The organism is Mesorhizobium sp. M0159 (genome assembly GCF_040322295.1).
In the GTDB taxonomy this organism is placed as follows: Bacteria; Pseudomonadota; Alphaproteobacteria; order Rhizobiales; family Rhizobiaceae; genus Mesorhizobium.
The window spans coordinates 108,931-126,539 of the sequence record NZ_JAMYTF010000013.1; the positions used below are offsets into that span (position 1 = coordinate 108,931).

13 protein-coding genes are annotated in these 17,609 nt (G+C 62.8%); 4 read left to right on the forward strand and 9 right to left on the reverse strand.

The features are described 5' to 3' along the window. Nucleotides 1–2: 2 nt before the first annotated feature. Complete coding sequence (locus NKJ32_RS15745) at nucleotides 3–1,376, reverse strand: cytochrome P450 (protein ID WP_352454722.1); 1,374 nt, start codon at nucleotides 1,374–1,376, stop codon at nucleotides 3–5. Nucleotides 1,377–1,559: 183 nt separating this feature from the next. On the opposite strand from NKJ32_RS15745, the gene NKJ32_RS15750 reads away from it, so the two are divergent. The 4 genes from NKJ32_RS15750 (at nucleotide 1,560) to NKJ32_RS15765 (ending at nucleotide 8,637) form a co-directional block, all read left to right on the forward strand. After that, nucleotides 1,560–2,129: an NADPH-dependent FMN reductase gene (locus tag NKJ32_RS15750; RefSeq protein ID WP_352454723.1), complete on the forward strand. Its 570-nt coding sequence runs from the start codon at nucleotides 1,560–1,562 to the stop codon at nucleotides 2,127–2,129. A gap of 58 nt (nucleotides 2,130–2,187) precedes the next feature. Next, nucleotides 2,188–4,854 carry a caspase family protein gene (locus NKJ32_RS15755; RefSeq protein ID WP_352827998.1) on the forward strand — a complete coding sequence of 889 codons (2,667 nt, stop codon included), beginning with the start codon at nucleotides 2,188–2,190 and terminating at the stop codon, nucleotides 4,852–4,854. Between the two features lie 146 nt (nucleotides 4,855–5,000). Further along, nucleotides 5,001–7,472, forward strand: coding sequence for a DNA topoisomerase (ATP-hydrolyzing) subunit B (gene gyrB, locus NKJ32_RS15760; protein WP_352828001.1), 2,472 nt, complete (start codon nucleotides 5,001–5,003; stop codon nucleotides 7,470–7,472). 247 nt (nucleotides 7,473–7,719) lie between these two features. Continuing rightward, complete coding sequence (locus NKJ32_RS15765; protein WP_352701644.1) at nucleotides 7,720–8,637, forward strand: hypothetical protein; 918 nt, start codon at nucleotides 7,720–7,722, stop codon at nucleotides 8,635–8,637. 98 nt (nucleotides 8,638–8,735) lie between these two features. Here NKJ32_RS15765 and NKJ32_RS15770 read toward each other — a convergent pair whose 3' ends face one another. From NKJ32_RS15770 to NKJ32_RS15805, 8 genes are all read right to left on the reverse strand, one after another. Further along, a complete protein-coding gene (locus NKJ32_RS15770) occupies nucleotides 8,736–10,256 on the reverse strand; it encodes a hypothetical protein (RefSeq protein ID WP_352828004.1) in 1,521 nt (506 codons plus the stop codon). A gap of 92 nt (nucleotides 10,257–10,348) precedes the next feature. After that, complete coding sequence (locus NKJ32_RS15775) at nucleotides 10,349–11,746, reverse strand: NAD(P)(+) transhydrogenase (Re/Si-specific) subunit beta (RefSeq protein ID WP_352828006.1); 1,398 nt, start codon at nucleotides 11,744–11,746, stop codon at nucleotides 10,349–10,351. Nucleotides 11,747–11,752: 6 nt separating this feature from the next. After that, entirely contained in the window at nucleotides 11,753–12,175 is a 423-nt protein-coding gene (locus NKJ32_RS15780) for an NAD(P) transhydrogenase subunit alpha part 2 (RefSeq protein ID WP_036238371.1), read from the reverse strand. Continuing rightward, nucleotides 12,175–13,449, reverse strand: a complete 1,275-nt coding sequence (locus NKJ32_RS15785; protein WP_352578573.1) for a Re/Si-specific NAD(P)(+) transhydrogenase subunit alpha — start codon at nucleotides 13,447–13,449, stop codon at nucleotides 12,175–12,177. The genes NKJ32_RS15780 and NKJ32_RS15785 overlap by 1 nt, the downstream gene beginning before the upstream one ends. An 81-nt stretch (nucleotides 13,450–13,530) precedes the next feature. Then, nucleotides 13,531–13,755: an aa3-type cytochrome c oxidase subunit IV gene (locus NKJ32_RS15790; RefSeq protein ID WP_352522521.1), complete on the reverse strand. Its 225-nt coding sequence runs from the start codon at nucleotides 13,753–13,755 to the stop codon at nucleotides 13,531–13,533. A gap of 236 nt (nucleotides 13,756–13,991) precedes the next feature. Continuing rightward, complete coding sequence (locus tag NKJ32_RS15795) at nucleotides 13,992–14,141, reverse strand: DUF3096 domain-containing protein (protein ID WP_013528205.1); 150 nt, start codon at nucleotides 14,139–14,141, stop codon at nucleotides 13,992–13,994. A 119-nt stretch (nucleotides 14,142–14,260) separates the two neighbouring features. Continuing rightward, nucleotides 14,261–15,043 (reverse strand): N-acyl amino acid synthase FeeM domain-containing protein, encoded by a 783-nt coding sequence (locus NKJ32_RS15800; protein WP_023676258.1) that lies wholly within the window; start codon nucleotides 15,041–15,043, stop codon nucleotides 14,261–14,263. Nucleotides 15,044–15,193: 150 nt separating this feature from the next. Continuing rightward, nucleotides 15,194–17,515 carry a putative bifunctional diguanylate cyclase/phosphodiesterase gene (locus NKJ32_RS15805; protein WP_352620723.1) on the reverse strand — a complete coding sequence of 774 codons (2,322 nt, stop codon included), beginning with the start codon at nucleotides 17,513–17,515 and terminating at the stop codon, nucleotides 15,194–15,196. Nucleotides 17,516–17,609: the final 94 nt, after the last annotated feature.

Here is a 17,609-nt window from a genome sequence, read left to right on the forward strand (position 1 = left end):
GCCTACGCCGCGCGCCTGGTAACCTGCATAGGCAGCCCGCCTTGCGGCTGCGTCGTCAGCTTCTGCACCGGCCAGGGGCGGGTTTGCGCGGTGGTATCGAAACGATAGCGCGACAGCATGATCGCCAACGCGATGATTGCCTCCTGCATGGCAAAGCTGGCGCCGATGCAGACGCGAGGCCCGGCGCCGAACGGCAAATACTGGAAACGGTCGATCTTCTCGCGGTTTCCCGGATGGAAGCGTTCCGGCATGAAGGCGTCGGGCCTGTCCCACAGCTTGCGATGGCGGTGGACGACCCACGGCATCACCAGCACCGCGGCACGTCGCGGTATGTAGAGGCCGTTCCAGGTTTCGGGCTCGATCGGTTCGCGGTTGATCGATGGCGCCGGCGGATAGAGCCTGAGCGCCTCTTCGAAGGCGGCACGGGTGAGCGGCATGGCGTCGAGCCATTTCGTCGGGTCGGGCTCACGCGCCAGCACGGCATCGATCTCGTGCTCGATCTTTTCGCGCTCCCACGGCGCTTCGGCAAGGCAGTAGAGCGTCCAGCCGAGCGCCCTGGCCGTAGTCTCGTGGCCGGCGCCGATAAAGGTGATGATGTTGTCCTCGACCTCGGCCCGGGTCAGCCCGCCCGGTCCCTCCGCTTTCAACAGCAGCGTGAGAAAATCCTGCGGCACCGTGTCCGGATCACGCTTCAACCGCGCCTCGCGCATCTGCACCGTGTCGGTGACGATCTTGCGGAAGTAGGCCATGGTCTTGCGGCCGCGGATGCGGGTCAGACGCGGCAGCCAATCGGGTGCCCGCAACAGGTCGAGCGGATCGACCCGACCCATGGTCTCGAACAGGCGGTCGATCTCCTTGGCAAAGCTGCCCGGCTCGCCTGAAATCTCACCGGAAAACAGCGTCTCGGCCAGGATGTCAAAGGTAAGCAGCGTCATGTCGTGAGCGATGTCGAACGTGCCGCCGCCCTCGTAGCGCGTGACGAACTCCCGCGTGCGCCTCAGCATCGGCTCGGCAAAACCGAAGATATGGCGCGGCGTGAACACCGGCGCCATGGCCTTGCGTGAACGCCTCCACACCTCGCCCTCGGCGGTCAGCAAGCCGTCGCGCAGGATCGGCCGCAGGATCAGCTGGCGAACCGTCGCCATCTTGTAGTTCTTGGCGTTATCGACCAGCACGTGGCGAATGAGACCGGGGTCGTTGGCGATGACCAGCGGCCCGCCGATGCCGGTCACCGAAATCCAGGGCTCGTTGTAGGTCGGCTCGCCCCACAGTTCGAGCGGATTGCGGTAGACGATGCGGATCATCTCCAGCGTCGAGGGCGGCGCGGTGCGCGGCTTCGGCGCCGGCGGGACGAAGGGGACGGGCTGACTGTCCATGACTTGCTCCGCTGACACCTCAATGTAGTGGCGGGCAAGGCAGGCGTCCATGTGAGCGGACGACAAGGTGATGCATCCGCTCTCTGGAATGTGACCCGGGCACCGGAAAGTGCCTGCTTGCTGTGTCCGGCTGCGTGTCTTAGGTGGCAGCACCACAGATGTCAGAACCGGCGGGAGCCTGCCTTGAAGCACCAGTTGAACGTCATCATCGGCAGCACGCGGCCGGGCCGCGCCGGACCCGCTTTCGCAAAGTGGCTGGAGAGCTTTGCGCGCGAGCATGGCAAATTCGAGCCGGTGCTCACTGACATCGCCGCATTCAACCTGCCGGTGCTGGACGAGCCGCATCATCCGAGACTCGGCAAATACGAAAACAGCCACACGAAAGCCTGGTCGAAAGCAATCGACGCCGCCGACGCATTCGTCTTCGTGGCGCCGGAGTACAATTATTTCACCGCTCCCGCGATCGTCAACGCGGTCGACTACCTGCTCAGGGAATGGCGATACAAGCCGGCCGCCATCCTCAGCTACGGCGGTGTCTCCGGCGGCTTACGAGCGGCGCAGGCGGTCAAACCGTTGCTGACCGCCGTCGGTGTCATGCCGATTCCGGAAGGCGTGGCGCTGCCGATGTACCAGAAGCTGCTCGACGAGACCGGCGCCTTCCTGCCCAGCGAGCAGGTGCTCGGCGGGGCCAGGACCATGCTGGACGAGCTGTTCCGCTGGAGCGAAGCGCTGAAGCCGATGCGGGTTGGCTGACAACGCGAACGGCCCGGCTTGCCGATGCCGTAACTTGCTCATGCCATAAAGAGATGGAATGCTCCGGCAAATGACCGGGCCGGGGCGGTTCGATTTGCGTTTTCTGTTTGCCTTGCTGCTGATCCTCTCGACGGCCTCCGCTGCAATGGCGGAGCGGCGCGCTGCGCTGGTCATCGCCGAGAACGACTACCGGCTGATCCGGCCGCTCGCCAATCCCGTCAATGACGGCGAGATCATGGAAACGGTGCTGAGGAAGCTCGGTTTCGAGGTCTTCCTCGAAACCAACCGCGACCTGCGGCGCATGCGCCGGGCGCTTGACGATTTCCGCGAGGATGCCAAAGGCGCCGACGTGGCGCTGGTGTTCTTCTCCGGCCACGGCGTCGAGATAGCCGGCGAGAATCGGCTCCTGCCGGTCGATGCAGACGCGTCGTCGCTCGCTACGCTGGAAAGGACCAGCCTGCCGCTGGAGGAGATCCGCGCGACCGTCGCCGCCACCAGCAAGGTCGGACTGATCGTGCTCGATGCCTGCCGCAGCGATCCGTTTGCGGCTACGGGCGGCGAAGGCCGCGGCGCAACGGCGCTGGTAAAAGAGGTCAGCGACAAGGTCCGGCCGGGTCTTGGCCGCATCGGGCGGGCAGAAAACATCCTGTTTGCCTTCTCGGCGGCGCCCGGCGAGACCGCCGCGGATGGGACGGACCAGAATTCGCCGTTTACCGCGGCGCTGACGAAATACCTCGGCACCGAAGGTCTCGAGATCCGCTCCGTGCTGACGCTCGTGCAGCAGGAGGTTTACGACCTCTCGCGCGGTAAGCAATTGCCCTATGTCGAGAGCGGCCTGCCGCAGCTGTTCTTTGCCGCCTCGGCCAAGGAGAAATTGCCGGAGCGCGAACGCTTGTTGCTGGCCATGGCCGAGGTGACGCCTCAGATGCGCGGCGAGGTGGAGAAGATCGCCAGCGACGCCAACATGCCGCTGGCACCGCTCTATGGCGCGTTGATCAGTTCCGATACCGGCCACCTCTCCGCTGACAGTCTGAACGCCAGGCTGCGTGAGGCAGCCGACGCCTTCGTCAAGGTGCGGAGCGAAATGCAGACGCTTGGATCCGACGATCTGCGGGTGGCAGCGTTGCGCCGGCAGGCCGAAGAGCAGCTTTCGCTGGGAGCGTTCGATGCCGCGCGTAAAAAGCTCGCCGAGGCAGCCGAGATCGACAATGTCTCGCGCAACGCGCTGAAGGCCAATTTCGTCAGCCGCACGCTCTCCGAGGCCGCAACGCGCTATCTGTCCGGCGGGGCGGCGCGCGCCGACCTCGACTACGCCACAGCCATCGGGGACTATGAGTCCGTGCTCGCGCTTTATGGCGAAGCCGGACAGGTGGTGCTGTCGCTCGACGACGCCGACCGCTTGATCCGCACGCTGGACGAGCTCGGCAAGCTCTATACCACGGTCGGCAATATCGATGCGGCCGGCCGTGCCTTCGAGGCGCTGCAAGCCGATCTCGAGCGGCGGTCGCATCATGAAACCGATCCCAACGTGAAGCGCGACTTCGGCGTCAGCCACGTCAAGCTCGGCAACGTGCGGATGGCGCAAGGCAATCTGCCGTCAGCGCTGCAGAATTATGAGACCGCCAAGACCATTCTGCAGGGCCTGACCGAGGCAGAACCGGACAATCTGGAGTGGTTCGGCGACCTCGCCATGGCCGACGACAAGATCGGCAACGTATTGGCGACGCAAGGCGATCTGGCCGGCGCCGCAGAGGTCTACCAGGAAAGCCTGTCGATCAAGAAGCAGCTCGCCGCCGGAGAGCCCGACCGTGCCGAACTGCAGCGCGACCTGACCATCACCTACGATGAGATCGGTCACCTTGCCCATATCGCAGGCCAACTGGACAACGCACAGGCGGCCTATGAAGAGAGCCTGAAGGTGCGGCTGGCGCTGGCGGCGGACAAACCGGGAGACGCCGACCGGCAGCGTGACGTCTCGGTCAGCCACGATACGATAGGCGACCTGCTGCGCGAACGCGGCGACGCCGCCGGGGCGCTGGCGGCCTACAAGGAAGGTCTGGCGATCGTCAAACAACTGGCGAAACGCGATCCGGACGACACCGAGTTGAAGCGCGACCTGTCGGTCGGCAACGCCAAGATCGGCAATGCGCTGAGCGACCAGCAGAATTGGCCGGCGGCACTTTCGGCTTATCGTGAGGCACTTTCGCAGGCCAGCGCGCTCGCCGCCGGCGACCCGAACAACACCGAATGGCAGCGCGACCTGTCCGTGTGCATCGAGAAAGTCGCCGGCGTCCTGGCGATACAGGGCGACCACAAAGGCGCGCTGAAAGCCTATCTGGACAGCTACGCGATTGCGCAGAGGCTGGCCAAGCTCGATCCCGCCAATTCCGACTGGCAGCGGGACTTGTCGATAACGCTGTCCGAAGTCGCCACGCTGCGCCTCAGGCAGCGCGACGTCAGGGGCGCCCGCCAAGCCCTTCAGGACAGCCTGGCCATTCGCGAGAAACTTGCCTGGTCCGATCCGGACAACGCCACCTGGCAGCGCGACCTGGTGGTCGCCTATATCGACTACGCCCAAGTCGCAAAGGACCCGAAGGCTGTGCTTTCCAAGGCGCTCGACATGACGCTCGAGCTCGACCGGAGCGGGCGGTTGGCACCGCGCCACAAGTTCATGATCAAGTTTTTACGTGAGCGGCTGGCCAGGATCGAAGCCAGGCGCCGGTAGCCGGCTCACGCGATGGTCATTCCGTTCCGAAATGCCTGCAAACCTTGGAAAAACCGCCTTTTGCGCCTATATCTACGACATTAGAAATGCGCGATTCGAAGCCGATTTTTCGCGCTCTGCACACGGCATCAATCAGACAGGTTTTCATGAGCGACCAGACCGACATCGCCAACGGCGTTGAAGCCGAATACGGCGCCGATTCCATCAAGGTTTTGAAGGGCTTGGATGCCGTTCGCAAGCGGCCGGGCATGTATATCGGCGATACCGACGACGGCTCGGGCCTGCACCACATGGTCTATGAAGTCGTCGACAACGCCATCGACGAAGCACTGGCCGGCCATGCCGACCTGGTGACGGTGACGCTCAATCCGGACGGATCGGTGACGGTCATCGACAATGGCCGCGGCATTCCTACCGATATCCACACCGGCGAAGGCATTTCGGCGGCCGAAGTGATCATGACGCAGCTGCATGCCGGAGGCAAGTTCGACCAGAACTCCTACAAGGTGTCAGGCGGCCTGCACGGCGTCGGCGTGTCGGTCGTCAACGCCCTGTCGGCCTGGCTGAAACTGAGGATCCGCCGCAACGGCCAGATCTACGAGATGAGTTTCACGCATGGCAATGCCGACGCGCCGCTGCGCATCACCGGCAGTTATGAACAAGACAAGGTCCCCGGCACCTATGAAGGGCGCAGCGGCAGCGAAATCACGTTTTTGCCGTCGTCCGAGACTTTCACCATGGTCGAATTCGACTACGGTACGCTGGAGCATCGGCTGCGCGAACTCGCCTTCCTTAACTCCGGCGTGCGCATCATTTTGACCGATGCCCGCCATGCCGACATCATGCGCCATGAATTGCACTACGATGGCGGCCTCGAAGAGTTCGTCCGATATCTCGACCGGACGAAGAAGCCGTTGCTCGACAAGCCGATCTCGATCCGCGCCGAGCGCGACGGCATCACGGTCGAAGTCGCCATGTGGTGGAACGACAGCTACCATGAAAACGTGCTGGCCTTCACCAACAACATCCCGCAACGCGACGGCGGCACGCATCTGGCAGGCTTCCGCGGTGCGCTGACGCGCCAGATAACCGGCTATGGCGACTCCTCGGGCCTGACCAAGAAGGAAAAAGTGGCGCTGATCGGCGATGATTGCCGCGAAGGGCTGACCGCGGTGCTGTCGGTCAAGGTTCCCGACCCGAAATTCTCCTCGCAGACCAAGGACAAGCTGGTGTCGTCCGAGGTCCGCCCGGTGGTCGAAGGGCTTGTCAACGAAGCGCTCGGCACCTGGCTCGAGGAGCACCCGACCGAGGGCAAGGCGGTCATCGAGAAGGTCATCCAGGCCGCTGCCGCGCGCGAAGCCGCGCGCAAGGCACGCGACATCACCCGCAAGAGTTCGCTCGGCGTTACCTCGCTGCCCGGCAAGCTGGCCGATTGCCAGGAGCGCGATCCGGCGAAATCCGAGATCTTTATCGTCGAGGGCGACAGCGCCGGCGGCTCGGCCAAGGGCGGCCGCTCGCGCCAGAACCAGGCCATTCTTCCGCTGCGCGGCAAGATCCTCAATGTCGAGCGCGCCCGCTTCGACCGCATGCTCGGCTCCGACATGATCGGCACGCTGATCACCGCGCTCGGCACCTCGATCGGCAAGGACGAGTTCAACGCCGACAAGCTGCGCTACCACAAGATCATCCTGATGACCGACGCCGATGTCGACGGCGCCCACATCCGCACCTTGCTGCTGACCTTCTTCTTCCGCCAGATGCCGGAACTGATCGAACGCGGTCATCTCTACATCGCGCAGCCGCCGCTCTACAAGGTGACGCGCGGGAAGAGCTCGCAATACATCAAGGACGAAGCCGCCTTCGAGGAATTCCTGATCGGCTCCGGGCTGGAAGAAGCGTCGCTTGCGCTCAGCACAGGCGAGGTGCGGGCCGGGCAGGACCTGCGCAGTGCCATCGACGACGCCTTGGCTGTCCGCCAGCTCATCAACGGATTGCACACGCGCTATAACAGAGGCGTGGTCGAGCAGGCAGCGATTGCCGGCGCGCTCAACCCGGAGATCTTCACCGACCTCCGCCGCGCCAATGAGACGGCCGAGCGTGTTGCCCGCCGTCTCGACATTATCGCCGAGGATACCGAGCGCGGCTGGATCGGCCGCATGTCGACCTCGAACGAGGGCATCGGCGGCTATGTCTTCGAGCGAACGGTGCGCAGCGTCAAGGAGTTCGCGCATCTCGACCTGGCGCTGATCAATTCCGCCGACGCACGCCAGCTCGACCGCTATGCGCCGCGCCTGGCGGAAATCTATGGCGAGCCGCCGGTGCTGCGCCGCAAGGATGTCTCGGAAACCATTTCGGGGCCACTGGCACTGCTCAATGCCGTGTTTGCCACCGGCCGCAAGGGCCTGACCATGCAGCGCTACAAGGGCCTTGGCGAAATGAACGCCGAGCAGCTCTGGGAAACGACGCTTGACCCGAATGTGCGCTCGCTCTTACAGGTCAAGGTCAATGACGCAACGGATGCGGACAGCTTGTTTTCGCGGCTGATGGGCGACGAGGTCGAGCCAAGGCGCGAATTCATCCAGGAAAACGCGCTGTCGGTCGCCAATCTGGACATCTGAGCCAAGGCCGAGATGCCCAGCCGCTAGGCATGAAGTTGCATTGGTGCGCATTGACGCACCAATACGCCTGCTGCATCGCAAACAAGATCACTGAGGATCGCCCGGAACGGAAAGTCTTTTAAGGCATTGTAGTTGATCACAATCGCCGCAGGAGGCATCCATGGGACGTGGCATTTTGCTCTGGCTTCTCGGAGTCCCAATTCCGATTATTATTCTGATCATGCTGTTTGCACGGTAGGAGGCTTCCATGCCGTCCACCCTAACGACTGTCGACGTTTCCGCACCGACGGAATCCGCTTCCCCCGCTGTCAGCTGGGGGCCAATCGTCGCCGGCGCCTTTGCTGCGTCGACGCTTACCTTCATCTTGATGCTGCTCGGCTCCGGGCTTGGGCTGAGCATGGTGTCGCCATGGTCCGGCTCGGGTGCGTCAGTCACCACTTTCGCCGTTTCCACCGCCGTCTGGCTGATCGTCGTGCAGTGGCTGTCGTCGGCCCTGGGCGGCTACCTCGCCGGACGCCTGCGCACCAAATGGGTCGGCATCCACACCGATGAAGTCTTCTTCCGCGATACCGCTCACGGCTTCCTGGCCTGGGCGCTGGCGACGCTGCTCGTCGCCGGCGTGCTCGGCACGGCGCTTTCGGCCGCGATAGGTACCGGTGTCCAGGCTGCTTCGACTGTGGCATCGGGCGTGGCAATGGGCGCTTCGGCGGGTGCTGCTGCGAACGCGAGTGGCGCCTCGCCTGACAACGCCACGTCTTATTTCGTCGATACGCTGTTCCGCCCGGCCGATCCGGCAAGGCTCGCTGCCGCCAATCCGGAGAGCGACGCTGCGGCAACCGCGCAGGCATCCCGCATTCTGATCGCGAGTGCCGCAGCAGGCGAAATATCGGCCGACGACAAGACCTATCTGTCGCGGCTGGTGGCCGCCCGCACAGGCCTGTCCGAAGCGGATGCCACCGCTCGCGTCGATGCGGTAATCGCCAGAGCGCAGGACGCCAAGGTCAAGGCCCAGCAGGCGGCCGACACCGCCAGAAAGGCAGGCGCCACCTTCTCGCTGATTGGCGCGCTGTCGCTGGTCGTCGGGGCCTTCATTGCCAGCGCGGCTGCAGCACTTGGCGGCAGGCAGCGCGACGACGAGGAAGCGATTTTCCTGACCAATCGTTGATCGGTGACTAAGCGAACTCGGTCCGCTTCGGGAAGATTACGCCCGAAGGGGACCTTGCTTTGAACTGCCGCCGCGGCATGTCGTGCGCTGCTCGCCGCCTACAGCTCAGCTTCCAGTTTGCGGCCGAGATCGACCGCATCGCGCAGCACGGCAAGGTGCGAGCGCGGCTGTACGCCGGCCGGCGCGTTGACCTCGACGCCGCTCGCCGTCAGCGACCAGTAGAGGCTGTGCGTGAAGACGCGGCCGCCCGAGCCGCGCAGCTCGACCTGGATGTTTTCCACGCCGGGACCAAAATTTTCCGTCATCCGCCCTGAAATCGGGTCGCCGGTCAGCCAGCCATTGCCCCTGTCGAAAATATTGGTCCAGCGCGTCGCGGCAAACACCGCGCCATGATGCACCGCCCGCTGCGGCTTGCCGGAATGGCTGCGCCCTTCCTGGTAGAGCATGGTCCCGCCCGCCGCCCTGTCGGCGATCGGCGGGCATGCCGAAAACAGGCGCTCGGCGATGCCGCGCCTGAATTCGGCGAGGTTGTAGGTCACCAGAAACTCGCTGTGGGTCAGCGGACTGCCGAGCGTGACGAAATCGCTGATCTTCCACGGCAGCGGATGATCGGCGTCGCCGACGCGAAGCTGCCGGTAGAGCTCCCATTGGCTGCGCCGGAATGCGGGGAGGTCATCGAGGCTGTCGGGCCAAGCGGAAGCATCGGCGTCCAGCGTCGCCTTGTCGACGGCGTGGATCGCCTTCAGCCTCGCTTTGTCGCGAATGGCTTCCAACTTTCTAGGCCTGAAATCGGCCCACAATATCTGCAACAGATCATAGGCGATGATCGACCCGAGGCTGTGCGAGACCAGCACGATGCGGTCATAGGCATCGTCCATCATGAGACGCTTCAGCAGCTTGAGGCCACGCTCGCGGACCAGCGCCCGCTTCTCGACCGTTGCCGCTTCGGCCCGCACATAGGCGGCGACGTCGCCGAAATAAGGCAAGCCAAACTGGTCCACCGACCAGATGACGAACGACGCCAGAACCGTGACAAGCACACCGGTCGTCCAGGAGATGTAGCCTTGCCAGGTCGACGTTGCGAGCGCCAGCGCCGCGCCGAGGACGACGATGGTGGCCAAAAGCGTGACGCCATAGAGTTTGAGCACATCGCGCGGAATATCGGCCGGCTTGCGCCAGAGCAGGGTCGTCACCCAGGCAGCAAGGCGGCTTCGGGTCGTGCCCTGGGTGATGTCGGCCCAGTAAAGCTCGTAGAAATCGGTGCGGCGGCCATCGACATCATAGGGCGTGGTGATCCGGCGGAGTTCGTGCGAATTGGTCCGGCTGTCGGGCGTGATCCAGCTCTGGTTGATCTTCGTACCCATCGGGTCGGCCGGATCGGGGACATGGGCATAGAACGGTGCACGGGCCGGATCGTGGCTCCATACGGCCTGGACAAACTCCCTCAACGTGTCCATGGGCCGCTGCTCGCCCATGCCGTGCACGACCACTACCGCCTGGCTGCGCTTGCGTGGCGCCTTCTCTGCTGCGGTCAGATCGGCAGCCGGCGATGCAGTAGAACCAGGGTCGGGCACCAGCACCTCCACGATGACGCCGTTAGCAAGACGACGGGTCGGCATCGTAGCTTCAGAACCGGTAACAGCCAAGAAAGAGCCCGGCGCGGAGCCGGGCTGTATTCGACGATCGGCAGTGAGTTGGCAGCGACGCCGTTTCAGTGATCCATCGCTTTGACGATCTCCTCGGTCATCTTCTTGGCGTCGCCGAGCAGCATCATGGTGCCGTCCTTGTAGAACAGCGTGTTGTCGATGCCGGCATAGCCGGAGCCGAGCGAGCGCTTGACGAACAGGCAGGTGCGCGCCTTGTCGACGTCGAGGATTGGCATGCCGTATATAGGTGAGGACTTGTCGTCACGAGCCGAGGGATTGGTGACGTCATTGGCCCCGATGACATAGGCGACGTCGGCCTGCGCGAACTCAGAGTTGACGTCCTCCAGCTCGAACACTTCGTCATAAGGCACGTTGGCTTCGGCCAAGAGCACGTTCATGTGGCCGGGCATGCGGCCGGCAACCGGGTGGATGGCGTATTTGACGTCGACGCCGTTGGCCTTGAGCTTGTCGGCCATCTCGCGCAGCGCGTGCTGCGCCTGGGCGACGGCCATGCCGTAGCCCGGCACGATGATGACCTTTTGCGCATTCATCATCAGATAGGCGGCATCCTCGGCCGAGCCCTGCTTGACCGTGCGCTCGATGCCGTCGTTGGCAATGGCTGATGTCTCGCCGCCGAAGCCGCCGAGGATGACCGAGATGAAGCTCCGGTTCATGCCTTTGCACATGATGTAAGACAGGATGGCGCCCGACGAGCCGACCAGCGCGCCGGTGATGATCAGCGCCAGATTGCCGAGCGTGAAACCGAGTGCGGCGGCGGCCCAGCCGGAATAGGAATTCAGCATCGACACGACCACCGGCATATCGGCGCCACCGATCGGGATGATGAGAAGCACACCCAGCACCAGCGAGGCGGCAACGATCAGCCAGAACACCACCTTGGACTCGGCGGTGACGAGCAGCACGATCAGCACGATCAGCGCAATGCCCAGGGCCGCGTTGATGAAGTGGCGGCCACCGATCATGATCGGCTTGCCCGACATGCGGCCGTCGAGCTTCAAAAAGGCGATGACCGAGCCGGTGAAGGTGATGGCACCTATGGCAACGCCGAGGCTCATCTCGATCAGTGCCTGGGCATGAATATCGGCGACGGTGCCGATGCCGAAGCTTTCCGGTGCATAGATGGCGGCCGCCGCCACCATGACCGCGGCAAGACCGACCAGCGAGTGGAAGGCGGCGACCAGCTGCGGCATCGAGGTCATGGCAATACGCCGTGCCGTGACCGCACCGGCCGAGCCGCCTACCAGCAGCCCGAGCACTATGAGGCCGAAGCGCCCGGCCGAAGGGGTCGCCAGCGCCAGCGTCGTGGCGATGGCGATGCCCATGCCGATCATGCCGTACATGTTGCCCTGGCGGCTGGTGGTCGGATGCGACAGGCCGCGCAATGCCAGGATGAACAGGATGCCGGAGACCAGATAGAGAAAGGAGGCGAAGTTGGCGTTCATAGCGGCCTACTTTTCCTTCTTCTTGTACATGGCCAGCATGCGCTGGGTGACGAGAAAGCCGCCGAAGATGTTGACCGATACCAGCATCAGCGCAACGAAGCCGAAGCCGGTGGCAAGCCCTGAGGCCGAGATGCCGACGGCCAGCAGCGCGCCGACGACGATGACGGAGGAAATGGCGTTGGTGACCGCCATCAGCGGCGTGTGCAGTGCCGGCGTGACGGACCACACGACGTAGTAGCCGACGAAGATCGCCAGGACAAAGATGGCGAAGCGAAAGACGAACGGATCGATGGCACCGCCGGACAGCGCGTGAGCGGCGTCACCCGCCGCCTCGGTCCCGGGCGCGGCCGCCAGGTTCTGCACCGCAAGCCGCACGGCAGCTGTCGCTTGGTCGAGCTGGTCGAGGGCTTTCTGCAGAGTCTGATCCATCACGCGATCCCTCCGGTGGTCTTGGGCTTCCTCGAAGCCGCCGTTTTCTTCGCAGCCGGCTTCGCCGAAGCCTCGGCAACCATCGTCCTGGCCGGAATGGCCGGTGGTTCGACATATTGGCCCTTTGGCGGCTCCTGCTCAGCCTTTGCGAAAGCCGGATGCACGATCTTGCCAGCATCGGTCAGCATCGTCGCCTTGACCAGTTCGTCGTCGTGGTTGATGGCAAGCGTCTTCGCCGCCTTGTCGACCAGCGTCTCGAGGAAGGCATAGAGGTTCCTGGCATAGAGAAGCGAAGCGGAGGCGGCGACGCGACCGGGAACGTTGAGATGGCCGACGATCTTTACCCCGTTGGCCGTGGTCACCACCTTGCCGGCTTCGGCGCCCTCGACATTGCCGCCGCGCTCGACCGCGAGGTCGACGATCACAGAGCCGGGTTTCATCGAGGCGACCATCGCCGCCGAGACCAGCTTCGGCGCCGGACGGCCGGGGATCAGCGCGGTGGTGATGACGATGTCCTGCTTGGCGATGTGCTCGGCGGTCAACGCCGCCTGCTTGGCCTGATACTCCTTTGACATTTCCTTGGCGTAGCCGCCGGCCGTCTCGGCCGCCTTGAACTCCTCGTCCTCGACCGCCAGGAATTTTGCGCCGAGCGAGGCAACCTGCTCCTTGGCGGCCGGGCGCACATCGGTGGCGGTGACCACGGCGCCGAGGCGGCGCGCGGTGGCGATGGCCTGCAGACCGGCGACGCCGACGCCCATGATGAAGGCCTTCGCCGCCGGTACCGTGCCGGCGGCCGTCATCATCATCGGCAGTGCCCGGTCATATTCGGCAGCCGCGTCGACCACTGCCTGATAGCCGGCGAGGTTCGCCTGGCTGGACAGGACGTCCATCGACTGGGCACGGGTGATGCGCGGCATGAACTCCATGGAAAAGGCAGTAACACCAACCTTGGCCAGCGCGGCGACGGCAGCATCGTTGCCATATGGATCCATGATGGCAATGACGGCAGTGCCCGGCCGATAGGCTTTCAGCTCGGCATCGCTCGGCCGGCGCACCTTCAGCACGACATCAGCCCTGGAAACATCGCCGGCCTTGCCGATCGCGGCGCCGGCCTTGGCAAACTCCTCGTCGGGAATGCGCGAAGCAGTGCCTGCGCCGGCTTCGACGACCACGCCGAAACCCAGCGCCGCCAGCCGTTTCACCGTGTCGGGCGAGGCCGCGACGCGCGGCTCGTTCGCGTCGAGCTCACGAGGGATGAAAACCGTCTGTCCCACCGCATGATCCTTTCGGCCGGAACCCGTTACCCAAGACGCCGGCCGGCCACCGGCGGCGCCCTCGACAAAGGTTGGAGGAGTCTATCGGAGAATAAAGGCGCCGACGGCCAGGATCAGCACGAACAGGATAGTCCCCGAGAAGAAGCCGCCCACAAAGAAGCCGAACGCCATGGCCAGAAGCACGGCGGCGCAAAATAGCGACCCATATTTGGCCAGCATCACAAAGCCGGCATAGGTGCGGTCGTGCTCGGCATAGTCCATCTTCGCGCCCAGTTCGACAGGACCGGTCGGCGTGTGTTCAGCCATAGGAATACCCCTTCGAAGACATCTTTCAGGCACATAGCGAAAAGCCGCGTTAAGGGCAATGGCGCTATTGCCGCATCGCCGCAGCCAACTGTCTCAAGCGAAACTGGAAATCGCTGCGTCAACGATGTGGCGCAACATGCGCAGCGGTTATGACTGACCCGAGCCTGAAAACGAGGCGGAGCGGAGCGCGGCGATACCAATCACAATGGACGGCAGGTCCGCTATTGCCAATGTCGTTAGCCGGCGAGATGCGGGAACAGACCGAGCAGGCCGACAACGATCAGATAAAGGGCGACGATATAATTGAGCAGCCGCGGCATCACCAGGATCAGCACGCCTGCAATCAGCGAGATAAGCGGGGTAAGGGCGAGCGTGGAAATGGTCATATCGGTTCCTTTGATCGGATCGCTATCGAAGCGATGCTTGGCGGACGCCGGCGATGCCGACCTACCACCAGCACCCTTGCCCAGAACGCCGAAGCGACCGGAAGGCTCCATGGGCTCGTTCAGGCGGCTTCGCGAAAATACTTGGCGGTGGGCAGGATGGTCAGCGGGGCGAGTTCGCCGGCACCGGGCGTATCGAACAACATGCGCTGCTCCATTGGCGTCGAACGGAAGAACGGAAAGCGAGCGTAGGTTTCATTCTTGATCGCCAGGACATCGGCTTGATAAAGCAGCGCGAAACAGTTGATCACGCCGGCATAGGGCCGCGCATCGCCGATCGGTCGCGCCCGATAGATGCGCTTGTAGAAAGCCGCATGGTCCTCGCGGATCATGGATATGCAATAAGGCGCGCCGAAATGGAAGCAAGCCATGCCCGCAAGGCGCAGCGTCACATACGGGATCTGCGGGTAAAGCCGTGACCATTCGGCGTCCACGGCAAAACGGCTCGGGTCGATAAAGACTTCGCCGGCCGCCAGACGCGGCATCAACAAGTCCTTGTAGACGCTGAGCGCTGGTGATGTGGCGTTATCAGCAGACACGTTATGCAGGCGCATTGTGCTGACCAGCCGCCCCTCGATGTAGATTCCGAACGTATGGCAATTGGGCAGTTCGTCAAACTCGTCATGGACCTGACGGGACGCATTCTCGGGCACGAGATCGTTCATCCGATAGGAATTGTAGCGCAGCCTGTAAATGCTTTCGAAGTCCTCGCCGCTTTCACAGCGTCGGTACTCCGTCCGGTCAAGCAGCGCATAAACATGTTGCGCGAAGCTGGACATGGTCTCGGACGCATCTTTCCCACCAGCGCCCGCCGCATGGCCGAGCGAACTCAACTGGGCACACATGAACTCTATTCCCCGCGATTACCGCCACCAGCCGACACTACGGACGGGTCATGAGATGTAAAGATGAAAATAAGTAGGAGCTCGTTTACCGGTCATTAAGGTTAACAATTAATAAAATTATACTAAAATACGCGGTCTTTCAGCGCGAAGTCAGCGCCGCGGCGCCTTCCTTGCCGTCTGGATGTCCTTGGCGAAGGGCCAGACGGTGCTCGACATCGTCTCGATGCCGGACGCGCTGAGTGCCGACCCGAACAGAAAGCCCTGGACCAGGTCCGGCTTGACCTGCAATGCCAGGATCTTGAGCTGTTCGAAGGTCTCGACACCTTCGACGGTAACCGAAAGTCCCAGCGGCCGTGACAGGTTGACGATGCCCTTGAGCAATTCGAGCGACCGGCTGTTCTGAGTGACATCCATCAGGAACGAGCGGTCGATCTTGATTTTGTCGAGCGGCAGTTTGTGGAGATAGCTGAGGCTCGAATACCCGGTACCGAAATCGTCGAGCGCAATGCGCACGCCGAGCCGCTTCAACTCCTCGATATATTGGCGTGTCAGCGACTTGTCGTCGAGCAGCGCCGTCTCGGTGACCTCGATCTCCAGACGTCCGGCGGAGAGACCGGATTCAGCCAGCGCGTCGCGAACCTTCTGGATGACATCACGGTTGCGGAAATCCTTGGCCGAGAGATTGACCGACACGCTGGTCTGGGCCGGCCATTTGGCGCATTCCGTGCAGGCCGCATGCAGGACGAAGGTGCTGATGTCGGAAATAATCCCCATTTCCTCCGCCAGCGGAATAAAGATACCGGGGGAAATCGGCCCGAGATCGGGATGATCCCAGCGGCACAGCGCTTCGCAACTGGCGATACGCATCGTGCTCATCGCCACGATCGGCTGATAGACCACCCGCAATTCTTTGTTTTCCACGGCGCTGCGCAGGTCCGCCTTCATCAGCTGACGGCTGCGGAAGGCAGCATCCATGGAGGCCTCGAACAGCCGCCAACCGTTCTTGCCAAGCTCCTTGGCCTTGTAGAGTGCAAGGTCGGCTTTGACGATCATGGCGTCAACGTCGGTATCCTTGACCCGCGACAGCACCGCGCCGCCGCTGGCCTGGATGCGTAATCCGTGGCCGGCGACATCGACCTCGCCCTGTAGATTGACAAAGATCTCATCAACCTGGCCGGTCAGGTGGCTTTCATCCTCGATGCGCTCGAAGAAGATCATGAACTCGTCGCCGCCAAAGCGGCTAACGGTGATGCCTGGCCCAGCGACTGCCGCCAGCCGCTCGGCAACGGCGTAGATCAATCCGTCGCCGACCGGATGGCCGAGCGTGTCGTTGACGCTCTTGAAATCATCGAGATCGAGCACCACCAGCCCGCAGAGACGCTCGGGATCCCCTGAGGCCATGGCTTCCACCACCAACTCGTGGAAGTAGGCGCGGTTGGGCAGGCCGGTGAGACTGTCGTAGCGCGCCATGAAGCGGATCTTGTCTTCCGCCTCGACCCGGGCGGTCACATCCTCGAAAGTGACGACGCCCAGTTCCTGGCTGCCTTCGCGCGCCGAAAATTCATAGTGCTGGCCGTTGGTGAGCGAGACCAGGACCTTGCGGTCGCGGCCCTCGCGCAACGCACGCGTCAGCTGGGCTTCGATGTAACGGCAATCTTTCGGCGCCAGCATGCCGCCTGCAGCGCCGCGCATCAGCAGACCGTGGATCGAGCGGCCTAGCAGCGCATCGGCCGATTTGAGCGACATCAGGTGCGCGGCTTCGGCATTGGCCACCGCCACCCGGCCGTCGGGACCAAGCATGACAAGGCCATGCGACATGGTGTTGAGCGCGCGGTTGAAACGCTGCGCGATGCGGTTCGCCTTCTTTTCCTCCGACAGGGCGGTAAACAGGACTTCGCGGACGATGTCGGCGAACCGCTTGATCGCAAACAGAAAAGGGGCCGACATCAGACCGAGGATGATGTGGTAGATATCGCCGCGCAGGATAAAGCCAAGCGATATGGGCCATGTGGTGGTTATGATAAAAATCATAACCATGCGCGGCGACCCATAATTGCGGCCGGCAATCGACGTGACCGATGCCAGAGTGACGCAGACAGAGGCTATTTCGGCATAGTTGTCGTGGCTGTCATTTGCCAGATAGATACTGACGAAACAGAACGCGCCAAGCATGAAACCATGCATCGAACCGAAAATTATGTAATCGTTTTCGCGATCATGGGCTTCTTCCCACGTCGTCGGGGAAGGAAGTCGCCCGTATTTTCGGATGTTGCGAAGGCGCAGAGTACCGACAATGATGAGCCCAGCGGCAACTAGAAGATACGCCAAGTCCATGGTCTTCCAATAGACCAGAATGACGAGGAGCGTCTGCGCAACAAGGCCGATCGACAGCGTGAACCCGTCGCGAAACAGCGTTTCCACGAACGGAATGTAAACGTCGACCGGAATCTCGTTTTTTCGTCTCAGATTCACGCCTGGATCCCAACCCTGGGGAACCCAGCAGTGTCACATTGGCCTTAAGAAAGGTTTAGAGCAGCGGTTCTGGCTCTATTGGCATTCATTGGTG

Coding starts and splice junctions, on each gene's coding strand:
- NKJ32_RS15800 (WP_023676258.1), bottom strand. CDS start 15,043: ATGTGTGCCCAGTTGAGTTCGCTCGGCCATGCGGCGGGCGCTGGTGGG.
- NKJ32_RS15745 (WP_352454722.1), bottom strand. CDS start 1,376: ATGGACAGTCAGCCCGTCCCCTTCGTCCCGCCGGCGCCGAAGCCGCGC.
- NKJ32_RS15770 (WP_352828004.1), bottom strand. CDS start 10,256: ATGCCGACCCGTCGTCTTGCTAACGGCGTCATCGTGGAGGTGCTGGTG.
- NKJ32_RS15780 (WP_036238371.1), bottom strand. CDS start 12,175: ATGGATCAGACTCTGCAGAAAGCCCTCGACCAGCTCGACCAAGCGACA.
- NKJ32_RS15775 (WP_352828006.1), bottom strand. CDS start 11,746: ATGAACGCCAACTTCGCCTCCTTTCTCTATCTGGTCTCCGGCATCCTG.
- NKJ32_RS15790 (WP_352522521.1), bottom strand. CDS start 13,755: ATGGCTGAACACACGCCGACCGGTCCTGTCGAACTGGGCGCGAAGATG.
- NKJ32_RS15765 (WP_352701644.1), top strand. CDS start 7,720: ATGCCGTCCACCCTAACGACTGTCGACGTTTCCGCACCGACGGAATCC.
- NKJ32_RS15755 (WP_352827998.1), top strand. CDS start 2,188: ATGCTCCGGCAAATGACCGGGCCGGGGCGGTTCGATTTGCGTTTTCTG.
- NKJ32_RS15795 (WP_013528205.1), bottom strand. CDS start 14,141: ATGACCATTTCCACGCTCGCCCTTACCCCGCTTATCTCGCTGATTGCA.
- gyrB (WP_352828001.1), top strand. CDS start 5,001: ATGAGCGACCAGACCGACATCGCCAACGGCGTTGAAGCCGAATACGGC.